Source organism: Marinobacterium aestuariivivens, from assembly GCF_042661465.1.
GTDB lineage: Bacteria > Pseudomonadota > Gammaproteobacteria > Pseudomonadales > Balneatricaceae > Marinobacterium_A > Marinobacterium_A aestuariivivens.
This window is the reverse complement of the sequence record NZ_JBHSWE010000001.1, coordinates 2,378,531-2,396,885: the sequence shown is the minus strand read 5'-3', so window position 1 is coordinate 2,396,885 and position 18,355 is coordinate 2,378,531. Positions and strand designations below refer to the sequence as shown.

Genomic DNA, 18,355 nt, shown 5'->3' with positions numbered 1-18,355 from the left:
CTTGCCAATAGCTAACGTCCCATTACTAAGCGCAACAAACTTTTTATCGCCTAGCAATTGTAATTATTTGATATTTAAAGACTTATACTCTCGCCTGCTTTTACGTAGGCAATCAGCTATTGCTAAACACTGCTCAGCAGCCCGCCCCTGACTCGAACAATGATCTGACCTTATCTCGATAAAGATGGCCGAAAAGCTGATGATCACCCTTTTCGTGGCGCATACGGCCAGCCAGTATGCATGGGCTGATATTGAGTGCCCTTGCAGCAACGGCAACGGCTTGGGCATCAACAAATGTTTCCGGTAGCCAATGCTCAGCGGGAACAAGAGCTTCCTGCGCGAGTTGGTCGGCTTCCTGTTCCATCGGGTCCGCACCCGACGCATCCAGATCGTCTATAAACCAGGTTTCTGAACCGTCCAGATGCAGTGCGATATGAGCCAGTTCGTGCATCAGGGTAAACCAGAAGTTATCCAGCCGGTCGTGCCGTAGCGTCATTGCGATGACCGGCTGTCCTGCATCGGTCTTGCACACTGCGCCGTCGAGATAGGTCTTGGGCAGATGGCGTTCGATGACCAGATGGATACCGTGTTTGTTCAGATACTCTTTTGCGATGAGCGGTCCCTTGTCCGACCAAGACTCCTGGGTCAACCTGCGCATGAACTCGAGATTCACGGTGCCCGGCTGGTAGGTCGTTTCCAGGACCTCTTCCTGTGCAAGTTTCAGGACCCTCACCTGCCACGCCCAGAGGGCGTAGGGATCTGTTTCCTTGTCATTGGATCTGAGGTGAGCACTGGTGCGTAACATGGCAGGCTGCAACGAAAAGCCTTCTTTGATTCCTGACAGGAACTGCCCTACCTGTTCGGCGGCATACTCCCGCAACTCCTGAGGCGAGCCGGCGAAGCCCTCAAAGTACCCGCGCTTGCGCATGTCCGACAACGGGAATGCCTGCCAGTCGATCTCCTGTTCGCTGGCGCGCTTCTGAACCGGCTCCCGAATCAACACGTCGGCAGAGATGCTCAGACCACTGCTGAGCTTGCGGATCATGTTCAGGCTGAGCGAGCGCTTTCCGTTGAGGACTTCGGAGACCTTGGATGCCGAGCCGATATAGGGCACCAGGTCCTTCTGGGTCAGCCCCTGCTGCTCCATTCGAAATTTGATCGCTTCGACGGGATCTGGCGGATCGATGGGATAGTGCTCCTGCTCAAACTTCTCGATAAGCAAAGCCAGTACGTCCAGCTCATCCGCTTCAGGGCTGCCAGGCTCAGGATCAAGATCCATCAGACCCATCAAGCGTTCCAGCGCCTGCTCGTGCTCCAGATCTGTTCTGATCACTTTGATATGGCTCATGGCCAACTCCTGCCTAAAAGCTTTTCTTGTCGTATTCGGCATGGGTTCCCACCCACTCGACCACGACGAGGCCGTTCTGGTATCGAACCTTGACGACCAGACGGTAATGATTTCCCTTGATATTGAAGATGACGCGGTTGTCAGCGAGGAAGTCCGCACTCCCGTATCGATCCTTGATATCGTGCGATGTCTGCCAGGTGGCGGTCTCGGCCTCACTGAACCAGGCCTCCAATGCTTTCTTTGCATTGGCATGCTTGGTCCAGTATTTCACCAGCTTGTCTCGTCCTAAGACTTTCATGCCACTCCAAAATTCCCAGCACGGGAAGTATAGTTATTTTTCCCAAAATGGGAACTATTGTTTCCATGAAATCCGTTCATGCAATCCCGCTCAAGCATAGCTGCTCTGAGACGCTACCCTGCCTTCCGGCGGCCACGCTTGGCCGGCTTCGCGGCTGCCTGCTCGGCCTGGATCCGAGCCAGCAGTGCCTCGGCGGAGTTTTCGCCACTGATCAGTTCTGGGTTCTGTTCACGCCACTCAGCCGTCAGCTCGCCTCTGAAGGCTTTGGCGAGGATGGACTGGGTCAGATGATTGACCCGGGCCTGGACATCTTTGACGCGCTGCTCGATCTGGTCGGCGAAGGTGAAGAGCTGCTCGACGCGGCGGACGATTTCGGTTTGTTCTTCCAAAGGAGGAAGATGTATAGGTATAGCACGAACTTTGTTCAAGTTTAGGTTGGGTTGTGCTCCCCCTGCAGCAGCCTTCCTAGTTTCTTCGTAGTTCTCTTGCAACCTCAATTTAACAAACGCCCTTAAAGCCTTTCCTTCGTCCACTCTAAGAGCTGCGCATGCTTGATTACATGTTGCCCTGAGCTGTAGCTCTGTCACTTGCCCTCTAGTTTTTCCTTCTCCATACATAGCGAGCAAAAGAGTTCCAGGCTCATATACCTTGAGAGAGCAATCGTCGACTGCAAATGCAGTTACATACTGGCTAGCCGTTGAGCAAAAGTCCTGTCCAGTAGCAGCGCTTGTCAACCAAGGTATAGTTCCATGATCCCAATAACGATTGTCAGACCTTTTAGGGGTTTTACCTGTAGATACAGATGAAATTGATCCAATATTTACTGTGAGCCAGCCAGTTAAGGCAGCCCCCTTCGCCATTGCTCAGTTAACTGGCCACTCACAGCCACAGCGAGTACTGACTGACGAAAGCGTTTGAGGATTGTAGGAATCGCATCAAGGCGGGCCTTGAGGATATCCACCTGCGCAAGCAGCGTGTCCAGCCGGGCAGCGATCTGCTGTTGTTCGGAAAAGGGGGAGCCATAAACGAAGCTCACGAATCTTATATAAAGCCAACTTAGGCTGCGTAGTGGATACGGTCTTCTCTTTAAAGGAATCTTGCGCGTCTTTAGATCTCAACAGATAACTCAAAAAAACCTGATCTACGCCTGAAATGGAGCACACTTTGGCTGCATTCTCTGTGAGATTCGCATTATCTAGCTCATCAGGAATCGTACCAACTAGACCTATCGTACCGGCAATGCTCACATACAGGTCTTCCTTGGATATTGTATAGGCTTCTATAACCTCCCTAGTTTGCTGGTCAATATAACGGATATCATTAGTCGAGACCGTACCATTAGAAAAATCACTGACTCTAATATAAGGAAAATTTGTCGTTTCTCCCGAAAACGCCTTCCCTTTGGGAAGGCGTTTGCCTCCTTTAACGTCGGCAAAGTCTTGAACTTGGCATTGAATCCAATTGGAAGGGAGGTTCATTCAGCTACCTCATCAGCCAGCCCCAACGCCTCAACTAACAACACCCGTTGAGCCATCGCCTGATCTCCAGCCCCTAACTCTTGCATCAGCTCATCCAACTCCCGCAGCGCTTCGGTAAGTTCACCCATCGCTTCGGCCGCTAACACGTCAGGCTCAGGCAGGTCGGCAGCATCGATGCTGTCGTTGTCCTTGAGCCAACTGATATCGAGGGAGTCACCCTTGGTATCGCGGACCCAGTCACGGGAGAAGCAGCGCCAGCGGCTGATCTGAAGGTCGCCCAGAACCCCTGGTTCTCATCCGACTCGGCCACATCGATCTGTTCGGCACCAAAGCTCCATTCGCCTTCGGTACGCGGGCTGGTGCCATCCGCATTCTCGCCGTAGACCCTCTCAAAGGATTTCAGGTGCTGTGGGCCGAACGGTGTACGTTTGCCGAAGCTCGGCATATTGGTACGCAGATCGTATACCCAGACATTCTCAGTGCAGTTCTCCTCCTGGCGTGGATCGGTGGCGCTGCCGCGGGTAAAGAACAACACGTTGGTCTTTACACCCTGGGCATAGAAGATGCCGGTGGGCAGCCGCAGGATGGTGTGCAGGTTGCACTTGTGCATCAGGTCCCGGCGGATCTCAGTACCAACGCCTGCTTCGAACAGCACATTGTCCGGCAGCACGATGGCAGCACGGCCACCGGGCTTGAGGCTGCGGTAGATATGCTGCAGGAAGGCCAGCTGCTTGTTGCTGGTCTTGTAAGTGAAGTCATCCCGGGTCGGCCCACCACCGCCCTTGGCGGTACCAAACGGTGGGTTGGCCAGGATCAAATCCGCCTTCGGCAACTGGGTGCCCGGCAGACCGAGGGTATTTCCAAGGTGAACGACACCTTCGTCGTCACCTTCCATGCCATGCAGCAGGCAGTTCATCAGTGACAGACGACGGGTGCCCGGCACCAGCTCCATGCCGACAAAGGCGTTGTTGCGTTGGAAGCGCTGGGCCTTTTCGTCCAGGTCGTAGAGGTCGTCGGTCTCGCTCTTGATGTAGGTGTCGGCCGCGATCAGGAAGCCCGCGGTACCGGCCGCCGGATCCTGGATCACCTCGCCGGCCTGCGGCTTGATGCAGCGGATAATCGAGTCGATCAGCGGGCGCGGCGTGAAGTACTGGCCGGCACCGGACTTGGTCTCGCTGGCGTTCTTCTCCAGCAGGCCCTCGTAGAGGTCACCGAGGCCGTCCTTTTGGGCGCTGAACCAGTCGATCGCATCCAGGCTCTTTATAAGCTGCTCCAGATGGCGCGGCTCGCGCAGCCGGGTCTGGGCATCGGCATAGATCGCCGCGATCAGTGGGTCCGCGTCCTTACCCAGGTCCAGCAGCATCTGCCGGTAGTGGTTCAGCAGGTTCAGACCGGACTGGTCACGCAGGCTCGGCCAGCGACAGCCCGCGGGCAGCTTGTGCTCGTTCAGAATACCCGCCTCGGCGTTCTCGTACTCCATCTTGATGAACAGCAGCAACACCAGCTCGGTGACATAGTCGGAGTAGTTAATGCCGTCGTCCCGCAGGACGTCGCAGAGGTTCCAGAGTTTCTGGACGATTTCGTTATTGGACATGCTAGTCAACCAGTGTATGGATCAGGTCGGGATGCTGCGGATACCCCAGCAGGGTAGCAGCCCCCTGATCATCGATAATCAATTCCACTTCGTTGGCATCGGCCAGAATCCGCTCGTCGTACTTGCCACTGGGGAAGAGCACCTGCTGGTTCTCCGAACCCCGCCACCGAAGATTGATATTGCGCTGGCGCTGATCATAACGGCCAGCGATGAGGATGTCACAAAGCGCCAGTACCGGTCGGCGCTCCGGATCGGCCTCGATCTCGTCGAGGCTGTAGCCGCTGTAGACCATCACATCCAGCCCCTGCTCGCGAACCTGCAGCAGCAGCCAGAGACTGTTCCGGGCCTGCTGCAGCGGCTCGCCCCCAGCAGCGTGATGCCCGTCAGATCCCCGGTCGCCAGAATCTGTGCCAGCAACGCTTCCCGGTGAATGAGGGTCCTGGGACGTCGCGGCCACATCTGCGTGTTCCAGCAACCGGCGCAGGCCAGCGTGCAGCCCTGAAGCCAGACCACAAAACGGCGCCCGGGCCCGTATATATGACTGGCGGGCTCAAGGTGCGCGACATTGAACTCGTCCACCAGCACGATCAGTACACCGTTCGCGTCAGCACCAGCTGGATCTTGCCATTGGCACGGTGCTCCTTGACGGAGTAGCCCTGCGCTTTGGCACGCTCAATCGCCTTCAGGCGGGTCGCTTCGACGCGTGCGACGCGTTCCTGCTCCAATCGCTGGCGCTCTTCCTCGGCCAGACGCTGGAGCAGGCGCTGGTGGGCATTCTTGTAAGCCCCCTCAAGCTGAGCGAGAAAGTCGGTCACGCTTCGATACTTGCGATCCTGCAGGCGGCTGATAATGGAGCCATTAAACTCATCGGCATCGTGTCGCAGCTGATAGACCTCGCCAACCCGTCGAAAATGCTGCAGACCATTGTAGTCTCGGCGATTGGTCAGGATATCGCCCACCTGTAGCCCGCCTCGGTGCCTGAGCTCTCTCAACATAGTCGCGCTATCCAGCAACTGCGGTTCCGCGCCTACCTCTTCCAGCGCCTCCAGCAACAGGATCTGGCTAGTGAAGGGTGTCAGTGTCTTGATGACTGCACTCATATTATCCCCTCCTCTGGGTCACGGTCGTCTTGGCCCGGACGTCCACCTGCTGGTTGTATTCGTCGGTTTTCTTTACCGAGGAGACGCCGGCTTCGAGGTCGAGTAGCTCATCGAGCGCTTCGAGACAGGTCTCGCCCTTGAAGCCACTGGTTTTGGCGGTAATACCGCCCTGCTCGTCGATAGTGAGCGTGATCCGCTGTTCAGGCATTTTCCGGCTTCTCCGTGCAGATGATGGCATTGAGCCGCTGTGCGTCCTGACGCGCGGCTTCCAGCTGGTCCAGGCTGTCGATCACCAGCCAGCGCTGGCGATCGAAGCTGACCAGATGTGTGCCAGGTTGAGGCAGGTCCTCGTCTGGCCAGTCGATTAGCAGGGGCTTGATCGCTGCTGAATCCTGCACACCCAACAGACGACCCAGTTCGACCGGGTTGGCAGACGGCCGGTACTGGAAGCGATCGCCATGGTCCTGCAGAGCCTGCTCGAGGCGAGCGATCTCCTGCACCGCCTGCTGCTGCCGTTTTTCCAGCTCCTTCAGATCCCGTTCCTGCTTCTGCTGGCCTGTCCGGTAGTCGTCCCGTAGTCGTTTGACGGTACGCTTCGGATCACCCGGAAGCTGCGAATGGTATTTGTCGATCCACGCGAGCGCTTCACTGGCATCGAATGCCGCCATCCCGGCAGCATCCCAGAACTTCTGGGGACTCAGTTGCGGACCAGAGTCCCTGATCCAGGCGTGCCAGCCATCAAGCAGGTTCTTTTTTAGCTGTTCCAGCGCCTGATCCGAATTCAGCCGGTTCTCGTCTGCACGCCGGCGACATTTGTCGGCCGCTTCGTTTGCGGCCCGAAGGTCATCCGCCAGCCTTTGCCGCTTTTGTCCCCACTCCTGCTGCTGACGTGTTTCGTCGACCTTCTCGGCCCAACGCTCCCGACGTTTGTGCAACTGCTTGGCAATGTTATTGAGCTGCTCAAGCCTTTCAGATCGTACCGAGGGCGGGAAGAGTGCGCAGTCCCAGGACGCTAGTACCTCAAGCTCGCGCTCAAGCTCCTTCCGCCTGTGGTCCTGTGAGGCGATAAAGCTGCCCAAAGCACCGAGAATACGCTCACCAATACCGCCGCGAGAGGAAGCTTCCCGGTTGAGCATGCCGGACAGTTCGTCGACCCGGCCCGACCATTTTTGCCGGACCTGAGTCCAGGCTCGATGCAGCGGATCGGCGACAGCCTGTTCCGGGCGAAGCGGCGGACGAATCTCGACTTTGTAGTCGATCACATGCGCAAGCCGCTCGCGGTCCACTCTAATTTGGCTCGCGGCGAGATCCCGGGCACTGGCTTCGAGGAAGTCGTCGATGCTCGGGGCCTGCACCGGATCCAGTTCGACGCTCCTGCGGGGCAGGCACTGCTGCTCAAGCTCCAACTGGTCGGCAAAGCGTACCGGCTGGCCGATATCGGCAATCCGTATGCGGGAGCGATACTGCCAGCGACCCGCGTCGCCCCAGCGGGCCAGATGCGACGAAACATCGCTCAGCTGTTCGGGAGCCAGCCTTATGCACCAGTTGATATCCTGTTCGCGCGTGCGGCTGGGCAGCATCCAGTGTGACCGGTCGTATCCCTGCACTATTTGCGGCATGCCGTCCTGTTCCGTCAACACCAGACTGGCAACGCTTTCGCCGAGCTTGATGGCGCGAGAAGCGTCAAGCTGAGACAACTCGCAGATCAGCGTACCTCGTCCGGCTTCAGGCAGGTCTTTCAGATCGAACAGCGACACAGAGTCGGACATCATGGCGTACTGCATCTCAGACCATGCCTGACGCAGGTTTTCCCCGAGCTTGCCGGCGAGCGCATCCTGATGGTTGAGGTCGATGGTGCCGAGTGGGCTGACAACGGCCTGTTGCGACTGTTGCCCCTGTCTCAGATACTCGGTGCCCGCCTGTTGCCAGAACAGGTGGCAGAAGAGCCTGAAATAATCATCACACTGGCCAGTGGTCAGCTTGAGCCAATAACGACTATCGGGTATCCCGCCAGAGAGGATAAAACCTTGCGCTGTATCCGCCCCCTGGTCCAGCAGTAGCAAGGTGCCGTTCTGCTTCACACCGCAGCGTATCAGGCAACGTCCTGCCAGCGCCTCGATCGCGGAGCGGTTTCTGGCATCTTCGCCAAGCAACAGATAAATGCGTACACCCGCATCGGCGCGGGCCTGCAGGCGTGCAATCAGCTCCGGATCGTCCAGATACCGGATGGCCACCAGCAGGGTTCTGCCGGCCCGGTCCAGAAGCTGGATCGGAAAGGGGCTGTTCAGGTTAAACCACTGTCCCTGATGCCGGCCCACCGCCAGGTCCCCTGACCGGGCGACAAACAGGGCCTGCAGCTCTTCATTTTCATGGCTGACGTTAAAGGATTCCGTTCTGGACTGGATCATGCGGGCTCTCCCTGCATCGCATCGATGGCCTGTTCAATAAACTCGGGAATTTGATCCTCGGGAATGGGTGCAAAAGTGACCACCTCCCGAACCCGGTTGCCATGGCCGTCGCGTATCAAAAAGTCCAGGCTGGTCGTACAGGTCCAGCAGTGAATACCGGCATCGGTTACAAATACCCAAAAACGATCGTGACCACCGTCCTCACGGGATACCGTCTCGATATCCCAGCGAGGCGGTACCCGGGGCAACTCCCCGGCACGGGTCAGTACCCGCCCCTGCTGGGCCTGCAACTGGCTCTGAATCCACTCGAGATTGCCCGCCTGCCAGCGGTTTTTGTAATGAGGATCGGCGTAAACGCAATACTGCACCGGATGACCATGGGTGAGACGTTCGACAAATTCGGTCAGGTCGAAGGTCTGCCCCTTCTGATACGTCAGTACTGAGCGATGGCGCTTGTGTCGGGTTGGGGCCAGGTCCTGCAGCGCGGCCAGGTGCCAGTAGCTCTCGGGCGCCCGCCTGCGATCCAGCCGGTTCAGCAGTTCCTGGCCCTGTAGTGGCTGCAGTTCGAAGCCGGCCATCGCCGGCTGCTGCAGCCAGGCTTTCTGCTGTCGCAGTGCGTCCTCCGGCGAGGTATAGGCCCCGGCAAATTGCTGCTCAAGCCAGCGCATTCGCCACTGGTCGGCAACCTGTTTACCCTTGGGCTTAAGCGGATACTGCTCCAGTAGCACTTTTTCGAAGGATCCGTTCTCGGGGCATTGCAGGCGCAGTAGCTCATGCTCTGCGACCTCGAAGTTGCATAGCTGACCGAAATCCTCCGGCACCCAGCAAAGAGCCCGTTGTGCGTCTGCATCCCAGCTGTAGTCCTGCGCCGTGGCGATTTGCTCTAGCAATGCCGGAACCTGCATTCTGCTCCATTGAAGCCGGAGCGATATCCTTTCGACACGGTTTTTGCGCTGCTGGCCTTTGCCCTTCTGGGCTTCACCAAGGAGTTCCAGATCCCCTTGCAGCAGTAACTCCGAGTGCTGATCAACCAGGATCCACGTAAGATCCAGCGTTGCGGATTTCTCCGGAGCGTCGGCAACTTCCGGCCTCAACCGTTCCAGCGTCAGTTGTTGTGGCGCCTGGCCATCATGGACAAAACAGGTTGCTGGAGCCGTTACCGCCAAAACGCTGTCATCTCCATGGCGCTTCGCTTTATCCCAGGATGGCCCCCAGTTCGCCGTATTGCGCTGGAGCAAAAGCGGTCGGGTACCCAGCAGGGGATCGTTGTCGCTATACCAGATGGAATACAGGCCGCGCTCACGCGCGGGAACGCTGCCCGTTTCCAGTACCTGCCGTGCGGCAGCAGTGATGGCTTTCGTTTCGGTGTCCCAGAGCCCTTCACGCCGGAGATAGCTCATCAGACGAGGCGGCATCGCATCTGGATTTTGCTGCGCGGCACGAATCAGTTCCGCGATATCGGGACGCGACTTGCGTAGAATCACGCTCGCCAGAACCGGGAAACGTTGTACCCTGAGGCGGCGTTGCAGAGTAATTTTCATTCGTGAGTCCCTTGGAATGAACAGGCCTGGGCCAGGGCTTTAAGCTCCTGCGTTCGCGAGCGCTTGGCGAAGTAGTCCCGATCGCCAACGATCAGCAATTGGTAGCGGGCCCGGGTGATACTGACGTTAAGACGGTTGGGGCTGTCCATAAAGCCGTCGCGATGGGTGTTGACCATCGACAGGATGACAAGGTCAGCCTCCTGCCCCTGAAAGAAATCGACCGTTGCCAGTTTGATTGCAACGCCTTTGTACGTGAAGCGACTGTAGGCTTTGGCATTGCCAGGGAGCTTCTGCAACGCTTCGCGCAGCGCGCTTTCCTGACCCTTGTAGAACGTCAGCACGGCGACATCGTAGGTTTTGTCCTGTCTAGCGGCCCAGCCGCAGAATCGGTCCAGTTCGGCTATAACCGCCTTGACCTCCTTCTCATTGCGGTTCCTCACAACCTTGCCCGAAACGTGCAACCAATGGCTGCGGCTGGGGTACGCGTTATAGTCCCAGGCTCGGGCACTGGCGACCTGACTACCATCCAGCAGCGAGCGGTTGCGCCGATCATGGCTGTAGAACTCGTCCCGGGGGAAGCGTGAAATATCCGGATGCATCCGGTGCTGGTGGCTTAGGGTCGAATGGCGCTGCTGACGCTCAGCTGGCTGAAAGCCCTGGTTCAGAGTGGTGGGCTCATCTTTCCTTTTTTCTCCAGGCCATCACCCGACAGCGCCTCCAGAATGGACGGAAATGCTATGTTCCTGAGCGTATAGATGCGACCGTCAGCCTGCACTGATTTAGGGAGCAGCCTGTCCAGCTGTTCCTTCAGGTAGGCATGTTTGTTCCCCTTGAGAAAGCGCAGCCAGTATTCGCGCTCGAGGCGCCAGCAGACTTCGTCCGACCAACCGGTCGACCCAAGCCGGTCACTGACTTTCTGGTGTACCTCGAAACCATCATTCAGGACTTCGCGACCGCGGAGCCGGAACTGGTGCCGGTTTGCCCAACCGGCGCGGTGGCGGAAAGCATGCCCGCTCTCCTGCCAGTCCGGGTGTAGTAAGATGGCATCGTCCGGCAGGCGATCACGCAGCTCAGGCAGCAAGCCCTCTTCAATAAAAATCAGATTGTGGGCATACAGGTGATAAGGCTCTTCGCTGCATCGTTCGGGCGTTAACCAGCAGCCCGGCATATTGACGCCCTGCTGTTTTGGCCCCAGCAGCAGAATTTCTTCATGGGCTTTCGGATCCCGATGCTGCAGCTCTGCACCAAGAGCCCGCAGTACCGGCAGGGAAACCGGCACGATTAGCCTGTCCCTGTACGGATGGAACTCCTGCAGGTAGAAGCATGCCTTTTGAATGGCCGGGTCGAGCAGTACCGCCGGTTCTTTGGATTTTCCCGGTTTCAGCATCAGCTGATCCAGGTTGGCCGTGATCTGTTCGCGCTCCGCAAACGGAGAGAGTTGGCGCTCGTCGCCCACCAGCACCCAGCGCCGCGCATATCGCGCGGGCACCAGGAACTCCTGAAAGGTCGTTTTACTGCACTCATCGACAATCAGAACGTCGAATGGCGGCTCGCCGGCCTCCAGGCCGAGAGCGCGGTTCCTGAACAACCGCAGAATGCCGATCGTGGTGCCGCAAACCAGATTGGAGGCGTCCACCAGCAGCTGTTCCGACACTTCGAACCCGGTCTGATCGCGAAGTTCTTTGAGCTGGTTGTCGTACTGCATTGCCTCCACACCGACTGCGCGGTTCTCGTCGCCGATCCGCAGCGGAAACACCTCTGCTGCCAGCACGCGATCCCGCTGAATCCTTTCCAGCACGTTGTTAATCGCGGCGTGGGTCGAGGCACTCAGCAACACTCGCTGACCGCGCCGGACCAGTTGTACGATCAGCTCCAGGATCGTCGTCGTTTTACCGGTGCCGGGAGGCCCGTCCAGAATGGCGAAGTCAGGTGTGGCCAGGGCCTTGCTCACGAACTCGCGCTGTCGGTCACAGCCGTCAAAGGTTATGTCTGTCAGTACCTGCCAATTGATATCGACCTCGGGCACTGCTTCGACCTCCGGCCAACGCGTGCGTTCGCGATGCTCGAATAGCCGAATCAACGAAGCGTGCGCCAATGCGGGATCCCGCTGCAGGCTCTGTATGGCCTGTTTCTGTTTCTCCAGCTGAGATGTATCGACCTGAACCTGCAGCTGATCCTGCGTCGGGAAAACGCTGTTCCCGCCCTTGCCCTTTCCTCTACGTAGCAACAACTGGCATTCGTCAGGACGCGCTTTGATAATGCTGTAACCCTCATCGCCGCGTTTGGCTTTGCTGTCCAGTATGCGAATGTTGTCGCCAAAGAAGTATTCGAGACTGGACTGTCCTGCCTGCTGATCGTCAGCCTCGTCGTCCTCGATCAGTTGAATCCACTTATCCCGGCTTTCGATCCGGTTGCACGAAAGTGTCACGTTTGGCTGTGCGGTCAGGGAGACCTGCCCCGGCAATGAGGGAGCCCCCGCCTCCAGTGCGGTCAGTTGCAGGTACAGCCGACCTTTATCCGGAACCGATTCGCACTTCCAGTGTTGCTCCTGCAGAGGCGCGCCATCGACCGACAAATGGGAAGCCCCTAGTCCCTGGTACCAGCGCTGCGTTTCGGGCTCGACGCGGCCCAGGATGCCCTTTGGTTCTCGCTCGGCAAACAGCAAGTAGCTTTCGCCTTCGCGCCGATACAGGTCCGGCGACCCCAGGCTGGCAGGATCGAACGACTTGAGCACACGAAAGGCCAGCCGCTGGCCCTCGCATGTCAGTTCAGAGGTGGGCTCAACGGCTCCATCAATGCGGTAGCGGCTCCCTTCCACCCGAGAGGCGCGACGTGTCCGTCCATCGATATCGAGCTTCAGCTCGCTATCCAGGGCGACGTCCAGACTGCGAACACCCAAGGCGTAACCGCACCAGGAAATCCGGTCGAGATCGAGACCTTCTCCAAGTCGTACCTGGACCTCCCCCGCACGTTGCCGAACATCGGCGACCGTCAGGCGGATATTTTGCCGATCCCGCCCCTTGCCCACGATGACAGGGTCGTCCGGGTCGAGTGCGAAAGAGTCATCCAGTGGAATGTCTTCTACGAGATCCCGGGTGATTGCATACCAGCCGGGCTCGGAGAGCAGCAGCTCCACCTCGCTGAACGGATGTACCCGATAAACCTCCGCCTCAATGCTTAGACGCCACTGCTGAGCATCGAGGGGCTTCCATCGACAGCTGACCTGTCGGTTCCTGCTGGCATTGATCGCGTTCTGCAGGTAGTGCCGAAAAGGCTCCAGCCCCCTGCTGGCAGCTTCTTCCAGTGTCCCGTTCCGGTCACCGAGTGCTACGAAAAATGGATTGGCCATCGTACGGAGTTCCCTCTCCCTAGGCTTTCAAGAATGGGTTTTCCCCTTCCTGCCGCAGCCGCGGAGCTTTTGCACCCTGCGGGTTAACCGGCAGTTCTTCAGGAGCTGCGCTGCTGGCTGTAATTGCACGCCCCTGGCCCAATCACGGGTGTCACGGATTAGTTCGTGCATCGTCTGCGACAACGGTGTTGTCTCTGCAATGGCATCAGCAAGATCCGTTTGCCGCAGCTGCCGGCCATCATCGAACGCTCTAAACAGTGCTTCCTTGACGACCTCCTCCAGCTCGGCGCCGGTGAAGCACTGCGCCTGTCGAGCCAGTTTTCGGAGCTCTTCTTCGCTGAAATCCTCGTCGCGGCGACCGCGAGCTCGCAAGTGAATCTTGAGAATTTCGACCCGATCGGCTTCGACAGGCAGATCCACGAAGAAGATCTCGTCGACACGCCCCTTTCGCAGCAACTCGGGCGGGAGGTGTTCAATATGGTTAGCCGTAGCGACCACGAAAACTGGCTTTTGCTTCTCCTGCAACCAGGTCAGAAAACTGCCGAGGACACGCGCGGTGGTGCCGCCATCGGTGCTGCCGGAACTCTTCATTCCCGAGAGCGCCTTCTCGATCTCGTCGACCCAGAGGATGCAGGGCGAAAGCGTCTCCGCCATGTGCAAAGCCCGACGCATGTTCTCTTCCGACTGTCCGACAATCCCGCCGTAGATGCGGCCCATATCGAGCCGGAGCAATGGCAACTGCCAGGCATTTGCCACCGCTTTGGCGGCCAGACTTTTACCGGTACCGGGTAGGCCCAACAGCAGAACACCTCGCGGCGCTTCGAGGCCGAACTCACGGGCTTCCTCGGAAAATGCCTGATTGCGGCGCTGCAGCCAGGCCTTGAGACGATCAAGCCCGCCAATGTCATCGAGCCGGGCCTTGGGATGAAAATATTCCAGGTGGCCGCTCTTGCGAATCACCTGCTCCTTTTCACCGACGATCAGCGGAATCTCAGCTTCGGTCAGGCGGCCCTTTTCAGTAATGGCTCGCGCAAACGCCAGCTGTGCCTCGCTGGTCGACAGTCCCAGCGCGGCTTCGAGCAGACGGGGAGACTCCTGGTACTCACGCTCCGGCAGGTCGAACCGCTGGCGTGCCTGCTGCATGATCTGCTTCAGCTCACCGATGCCCGGCAACGGCATTTCCAGCACCTGTACTTCCTTTTCCAGTTCCGGCGGCAGAACCGGCACGGGCTGTGAGATGACGATGCAGCAGTCCTGCACTTCCGCTTCGCGACCGAGATAGCAAAGTTGCGCAGACGGCTTATGGTTTCAAGTTGGTTATCCGCCAGATCAGGATGGAAATCCTCCAGCAGCAGCAGAACCTTCTCTTGTTGCTGCACCTGCTCATCCAGCCACTCGAATATCTCATGGGGCTGACGGTAATCTTCAGTTGACTGTGAGCTGCTCTTGCAATGACGCAGGCCCTGAGTGCGATTCCAGATATAGAACTCGTACCCTAAGGAGCCTGCGACACGCTGGCAGCAGGCCTGGATTCTTAGCGTTTCGTAACTGATGATCTGGACAATGGGCGCACCCGCCCTGACGTTCAGTTCCAGCTGAGTAGCGAATTCCATACGCACCAAACTCCCTGTAATGTTTTCAATTTCGTGATACTTCTGCCGAGCGGTGGATTAGCCTGCTTCTTCCCACAGCTGGTCAGCCAATTCGTGCATCACTGTCTCGAGTTGACCGCCCAACCGCTTATCAAGCCCCTTGGCACCGCCATCGGTGGCAAAGGCCCGGTTAACGAACTGCTGGTCGATAACCACCTCGTGCGTCAACTGCTTGGCCAACCGGTCCAGCCACTTACGCTGTACCTGGGTCCAGGAGTGCTGCTCGTAGATCCGTTGCATAGCATGGGCGACGCGCTGTTCGAAAGGTACCAGCGCTTCGCCCAGGGCCGCCCGACGGATGTGGCCGACTATGGTAGCAGCAATCTCCTGATTGGTTTCATTGCGCCAGGCGCTCTGCAGACCGGCCTCCGAGTAGCCGTGCTGATCCAGCAACAGACGCACCTCCTTCAGCTGCTCGCGGGTCAGATCCTTTGGCTTGTTGACGACCACGCCCAGAGCCACGGACTGGTTAAGCTGGCTGCGAATGAAGTCGTTGAAGCTCTGCAGATAGTCCGCCGGCTTCCCGTATTCGCCATAGCTTTGTTCCCTGACCAACAGCTCGTCGTCATGCTCCGAGATCAGCGGATAACGTTCGCTGCCCAGCAACTGATTAACCTCTGCAAGCTGGTTCAGCAAGCCCTGATGGCGTTGGATAAAGTCGGCAGCATCCTGTGGGCCGATCTTGTGCAGATGCTGGTGGAGTTCGTCCGGCGCCACGCCCCAAAGTTGTTCCAGCTCGTCCAGTTTCTGCCTGACCTCCGGCCGTGTCTCGGCCCGGTTACTGGCCTTGCGCAGGACACGCATCACCTTTTGACTGAGGGCATCGAGGACATCATGGGCATGGCTGCCGTCGGGACTGTTTCCCGGCGAACCTAACCCCTGTGAGAGACGCTCAGGATCCGTTAGCTCATCCACCAGCTGTTCGATGGTGATATTCGGGTCCTTTACCAGTGGTTTCATGCTGGTCACATCTTCGAGCGCGGCATAGATATCGACCGGATCGTAGATCTTGAATACCGTCTTGCCGATCTCGTCGCAGCGCCGAGTTGCCCGCCCGATCATCTGTTCATAGAGAATGCGCGAACGCACCCGGCGCAAAAACACCAGATGACAGATCGGCGGCACGTCGATGCCGGTAGTAAGCAGGTCAACGGTGATGGCGATATTGGGATAGCGCTCGTTTTTGTACTGGCGGATCAATTGATCCACCTTGTCGCTGGCGCCTGTGATCTTCTTGACCGCCGCCTCGTTGTAATCGTCACCCCAGAGCTCGCTGAAGGCGGCATCAAGCAGCCGTTTCACCATATCCGCATGCAGGTCGGTGGCGCAGAAGATCATGGTTTTCTCGTCGCCCGTGGGGTCGAGTTCCTGCGCCAGTTGCTTGCAGATGACCTCATTGAACGGTTCACTGATCACTCTGCGGTTGAAGGCCTCGACTTCGAAGTCCAGCTCATCTTCAAGCTCGGCCAGCTGTACCTCGCCGGTATGGATGTTGATTGCGCTGACCTGCTCGCCCTGGTCGAAGTGGATGCCGTGGCGGCTTAGCAGGGTTTCGTAACGGATTGGCGGCTCATGGTCGATCAGCCAGTCGTCGGCCACAGCTTCACGATAGGAGTACGTGTAGACCGGCTTGCCGAATATTTCGGTGGTGTGTTTCGCCGGGGTGGCCGTGAGTCCAACCTTGATCGCATCGAAATAGTCGAGCACGCGGCGGTAGCTGGACAGGTACTGGCTGGTATCACGATTGGCCAGTTCACCCTCGGTCATCTCCTGATCCAGTGTGTAGCCCCGATGGGCCTCGTCAATGATGATGCAGTCAAAGGCATCGACGCTAGGCGGGGTGTCAGACTGAAAGATGCGCTTGACCATCGCCTGTACCGTCGCGACCTGAATGCGGGTTTCGGCTTCGGCGGCCATGTCGCCTAACTCTGCGACGTTATAGATCTTCGACAGGGTCTGGTTCTGCTCCAGAGGCGCTTCATTGAAGGCATCGATCGCCTGCTGGCCCAACGCGGTACGGTCAACCAGGAACAGGATGCGGCGAAAGCGCTCCGTCTTCAGGAAGCGATACATCAGCCCGATGATTGTGCGAGTCTTGCCGGTACCGGTCGCCATCGCCAGCAAGCAATTCTGCTGATCGCCTTCCAGTGCAGCCTCGACCGCCTCTATCGCTCTCTGCTGGTAGTCTCGTACCTTCAGATAGGCGAACCCTTCCTGCTTCAATTTCGCTTCGGCGTCGCTCCTGCTGCGCTTGAGGCGGTCCATCAATCCTTCGGGACTGTGAAAGTCATGCAGCGCCTTGGCGGTGTTGCTGGGGTGGCGCACATCGCGAAACCAGGTACCGGACTGCTCGGCCAGTTGTTTCACGAAGGGCCGACCATTGCACGAATAGACAAAGGGTACCTTGAACGGCGTCGATTCCGCGCCGGACCAGGCCTCACTGCGCCCCTCCAATTCCCAAGCAGGTTCCATTCCCACCACAGGCTCGAATCCCCTGGAGTAGCGTTCCGCCTGCGGAATCTTCCCAGCTACATTGGTGTTCTCGCGTTTCGCCTCGACGATGGCAACAGGAATAAGACCGGCGAACAGGACATAGTCTGCCGCCTGGCGACCCACCGTCGGCCACTCGGCAATAGCCCGGTTCGTGCCTTTTTCCGGACGGGCGCCTTTTTGGTAAGTCAGTTCCTCGGAGTCAGCTTCCCAGCCGGCATCGATGAGTTGCTGGTCGATAAGGATGCGGGTCAGCTCTTCGTTTGGCGTGAACTGCGCGGCGGCCTTCCGGGTGGAATGGCTGACTGCCTGCTGAGCTTCCTTCGCCTTTTCCTTATGGGCCAGCAGCTCATCCTGCAGCGCCTTCAGACGCCTTTCGAACTCGTTACGCTGCTGCTCCAGCATCTGCTCATGCTCAAGCGCGATCTGCTCGTAAGTCCGGGCCTCGGCATCCATCTGCTCGGCCAGTACGGCATACTCTTCTTTCTCGCGGGCTATCAGCTCCGCCAGCTGCTGCTGTTTCTCAGCTTCCTGCTGGTGGCTTTCCAGTTGCTCGCTGGCGCCCTGCAGCTGCGCACGCAACTGATCAATCTGATTCTGGAGGTCGCGTAGCTGGCCGCTGGGATCCTCGGGTGGCACGAAGGGGCCTGGCTTGAAGCTTGTTCCCGCCTTGCCAAACGACTGGTGAAACCAGATCGCCAGCGCCCGGGCCACCTGCAGTCCCTGTATCGCCTCCCGGTGCTGCGTCCGAAACTCGTGCGTCGCCCGGTTACCTTCCTTGCGTAGTGTGTGGAACAGATCGCGAATGGCGGGCTCGAGTCGTATCTCGCGACCGAGCCTGAACAGCAGATCGGCCTGGGTCGTCTTCTCGTCGAGCTCGATACCGCTGCGTACGGCCAGATCCTGGGCGAGCGCCTCGCCGAGCTGGCGCAGCTTGATCAGCGTAGTATTCGGATCACTGGCAAAGGCGCGCTCAGCTACCGATGCCAGCTGCAAAAAGATGGGGTCGTGTTCACCAAGGAACTCGAAGTTGCTTCGTTCCGCCATGGGTCCCTCTCCGGCCGTTCAGGGAAGCTTAGCGCATCGTTACCGATCAT

Annotated in this window: 15 protein-coding genes and 1 pseudogene; all 16 read right to left on the bottom strand. The window is 58.2% G+C overall.

What is annotated here, in order from left to right; genetic code table 11:
* Positions 1–133 precede the first annotated feature (133 nt).
* Complete coding sequence (locus tag ACFQDL_RS12415; RefSeq protein ID WP_465263959.1) at positions 134–1,348, bottom strand: ImmA/IrrE family metallo-endopeptidase; 1,215 nt, start codon at positions 1,346–1,348, stop codon at positions 134–136.
* Between the two features lie 13 nt (positions 1,349–1,361).
* Positions 1,362–1,619: a type II toxin-antitoxin system HigB family toxin gene (locus tag ACFQDL_RS12405; protein WP_379909284.1), complete on the bottom strand. Its 258-nt coding sequence runs from the start codon at positions 1,617–1,619 to the stop codon at positions 1,362–1,364.
* A gap of 140 nt (positions 1,620–1,759) precedes the next feature.
* Entirely contained in the window at positions 1,760–2,506 is a 747-nt protein-coding gene (locus ACFQDL_RS12400; RefSeq protein ID WP_379909282.1) for a restriction endonuclease subunit S, read from the bottom strand.
* 75 nt (positions 2,507–2,581) lie between these two features.
* Entirely contained in the window at positions 2,582–3,124 is a 543-nt protein-coding gene (locus tag ACFQDL_RS12395) for a restriction endonuclease subunit S (RefSeq protein WP_379909280.1), read from the bottom strand.
* Entirely contained in the window at positions 3,121–3,252 is a 132-nt protein-coding gene (locus ACFQDL_RS12390) for a hypothetical protein (protein ID WP_379909278.1), read from the bottom strand. The genes ACFQDL_RS12395 and ACFQDL_RS12390 overlap by 4 nt, the downstream gene beginning before the upstream one ends.
* Positions 3,253–3,263: 11 nt before the next feature.
* Complete coding sequence (locus tag ACFQDL_RS12385) at positions 3,264–4,718, bottom strand: N-6 DNA methylase (protein ID WP_379909277.1); 1,455 nt, start codon at positions 4,716–4,718, stop codon at positions 3,264–3,266.
* 1 nt (position 4,719) lies between these two features.
* Positions 4,720–5,231: pseudogene (locus ACFQDL_RS12380) on the bottom strand (4Fe-4S single cluster domain-containing protein).
* Positions 5,232–5,305: 74 nt separating this feature from the next.
* Positions 5,306–5,818 carry a hypothetical protein gene (locus tag ACFQDL_RS12375; RefSeq protein WP_379909276.1) on the bottom strand — a complete coding sequence of 171 codons (513 nt, stop codon included), beginning with the start codon at positions 5,816–5,818 and terminating at the stop codon, positions 5,306–5,308.
* A 1-nt stretch (position 5,819) separates the two neighbouring features.
* Entirely contained in the window at positions 5,820–6,026 is a 207-nt protein-coding gene (locus ACFQDL_RS12370; protein ID WP_379909274.1) for a DUF2997 domain-containing protein, read from the bottom strand.
* Complete coding sequence (locus ACFQDL_RS12365) at positions 6,019–8,052, bottom strand: hypothetical protein (RefSeq protein ID WP_379909272.1); 2,034 nt, start codon at positions 8,050–8,052, stop codon at positions 6,019–6,021. The genes ACFQDL_RS12370 and ACFQDL_RS12365 overlap by 8 nt, the downstream gene beginning before the upstream one ends.
* Positions 8,053–8,222: 170 nt before the next feature.
* Positions 8,223–9,767: a hypothetical protein gene (locus tag ACFQDL_RS12360; protein WP_379909271.1), complete on the bottom strand. Its 1,545-nt coding sequence runs from the start codon at positions 9,765–9,767 to the stop codon at positions 8,223–8,225.
* Positions 9,764–10,432 carry an AAA domain-containing protein gene (locus ACFQDL_RS12355; RefSeq protein WP_379913050.1) on the bottom strand — a complete coding sequence of 223 codons (669 nt, stop codon included), beginning with the start codon at positions 10,430–10,432 and terminating at the stop codon, positions 9,764–9,766. Before ACFQDL_RS12355 ends, ACFQDL_RS12360 begins: the two co-directional genes overlap by 4 nt.
* Positions 10,429–13,116 carry an AAA domain-containing protein gene (locus tag ACFQDL_RS12350; protein ID WP_379909270.1) on the bottom strand — a complete coding sequence of 896 codons (2,688 nt, stop codon included), beginning with the start codon at positions 13,114–13,116 and terminating at the stop codon, positions 10,429–10,431. Before ACFQDL_RS12350 ends, ACFQDL_RS12355 begins: the two co-directional genes overlap by 4 nt.
* A gap of 27 nt (positions 13,117–13,143) precedes the next feature.
* Positions 13,144–14,295, bottom strand: a complete 1,152-nt coding sequence (locus ACFQDL_RS12345; protein ID WP_379913048.1) for an AAA family ATPase — start codon at positions 14,293–14,295, stop codon at positions 13,144–13,146.
* Positions 14,268–14,729 (bottom strand): hypothetical protein, encoded by a 462-nt coding sequence (locus ACFQDL_RS12340; protein ID WP_379909269.1) that lies wholly within the window; start codon positions 14,727–14,729, stop codon positions 14,268–14,270. The genes ACFQDL_RS12345 and ACFQDL_RS12340 overlap by 28 nt, the downstream gene beginning before the upstream one ends.
* Positions 14,730–14,786: 57 nt before the next feature.
* Complete coding sequence (hsdR, locus tag ACFQDL_RS12335) at positions 14,787–18,305, bottom strand: type I restriction-modification system endonuclease (protein ID WP_379909267.1); 3,519 nt, start codon at positions 18,303–18,305, stop codon at positions 14,787–14,789.
* Positions 18,306–18,355 lie beyond the last annotated feature (50 nt).

Bases quoted from the DNA above. Each gene is read 5' to 3' on its own strand.
- ACFQDL_RS12415 (WP_465263959.1), bottom strand. From the start codon at position 1,348: ATGAGCCATATCAAAGTGATCAGAACAGATCTGGAGCACGAGCAGGCG.
- ACFQDL_RS12400 (WP_379909282.1), bottom strand. From the start codon at position 2,506: ATGGCGAAGGGGGCTGCCTTAACTGGCTGGCTCACAGTAAATATTGGA.
- ACFQDL_RS12395 (WP_379909280.1), bottom strand. From the start codon at position 3,124: ATGAACCTCCCTTCCAATTGGATTCAATGCCAAGTTCAAGACTTTGCC.
- ACFQDL_RS12390 (WP_379909278.1), bottom strand. From the start codon at position 3,252: ATGGGTGAACTTACCGAAGCGCTGCGGGAGTTGGATGAGCTGATGCAA.
- ACFQDL_RS12385 (WP_379909277.1), bottom strand. From the start codon at position 4,718: ATGTCCAATAACGAAATCGTCCAGAAACTCTGGAACCTCTGCGACGTC.
- ACFQDL_RS12375 (WP_379909276.1), bottom strand. From the start codon at position 5,818: ATGAGTGCAGTCATCAAGACACTGACACCCTTCACTAGCCAGATCCTG.
- ACFQDL_RS12370 (WP_379909274.1), bottom strand. From the start codon at position 6,026: ATGCCTGAACAGCGGATCACGCTCACTATCGACGAGCAGGGCGGTATT.
- ACFQDL_RS12360 (WP_379909271.1), bottom strand. From the start codon at position 9,767: ATGAAAATTACTCTGCAACGCCGCCTCAGGGTACAACGTTTCCCGGTT.
- ACFQDL_RS12350 (WP_379909270.1), bottom strand. From the start codon at position 13,116: ATGGCCAATCCATTTTTCGTAGCACTCGGTGACCGGAACGGGACACTG.
- ACFQDL_RS12345 (WP_379913048.1), bottom strand. From the start codon at position 14,295: ATGCCGTTGCCGGGCATCGGTGAGCTGAAGCAGATCATGCAGCAGGCA.
- ACFQDL_RS12340 (WP_379909269.1), bottom strand. From the start codon at position 14,729: ATGGAATTCGCTACTCAGCTGGAACTGAACGTCAGGGCGGGTGCGCCC.
- hsdR (WP_379909267.1), bottom strand. From the start codon at position 18,305: ATGGCGGAACGAAGCAACTTCGAGTTCCTTGGTGAACACGACCCCATC.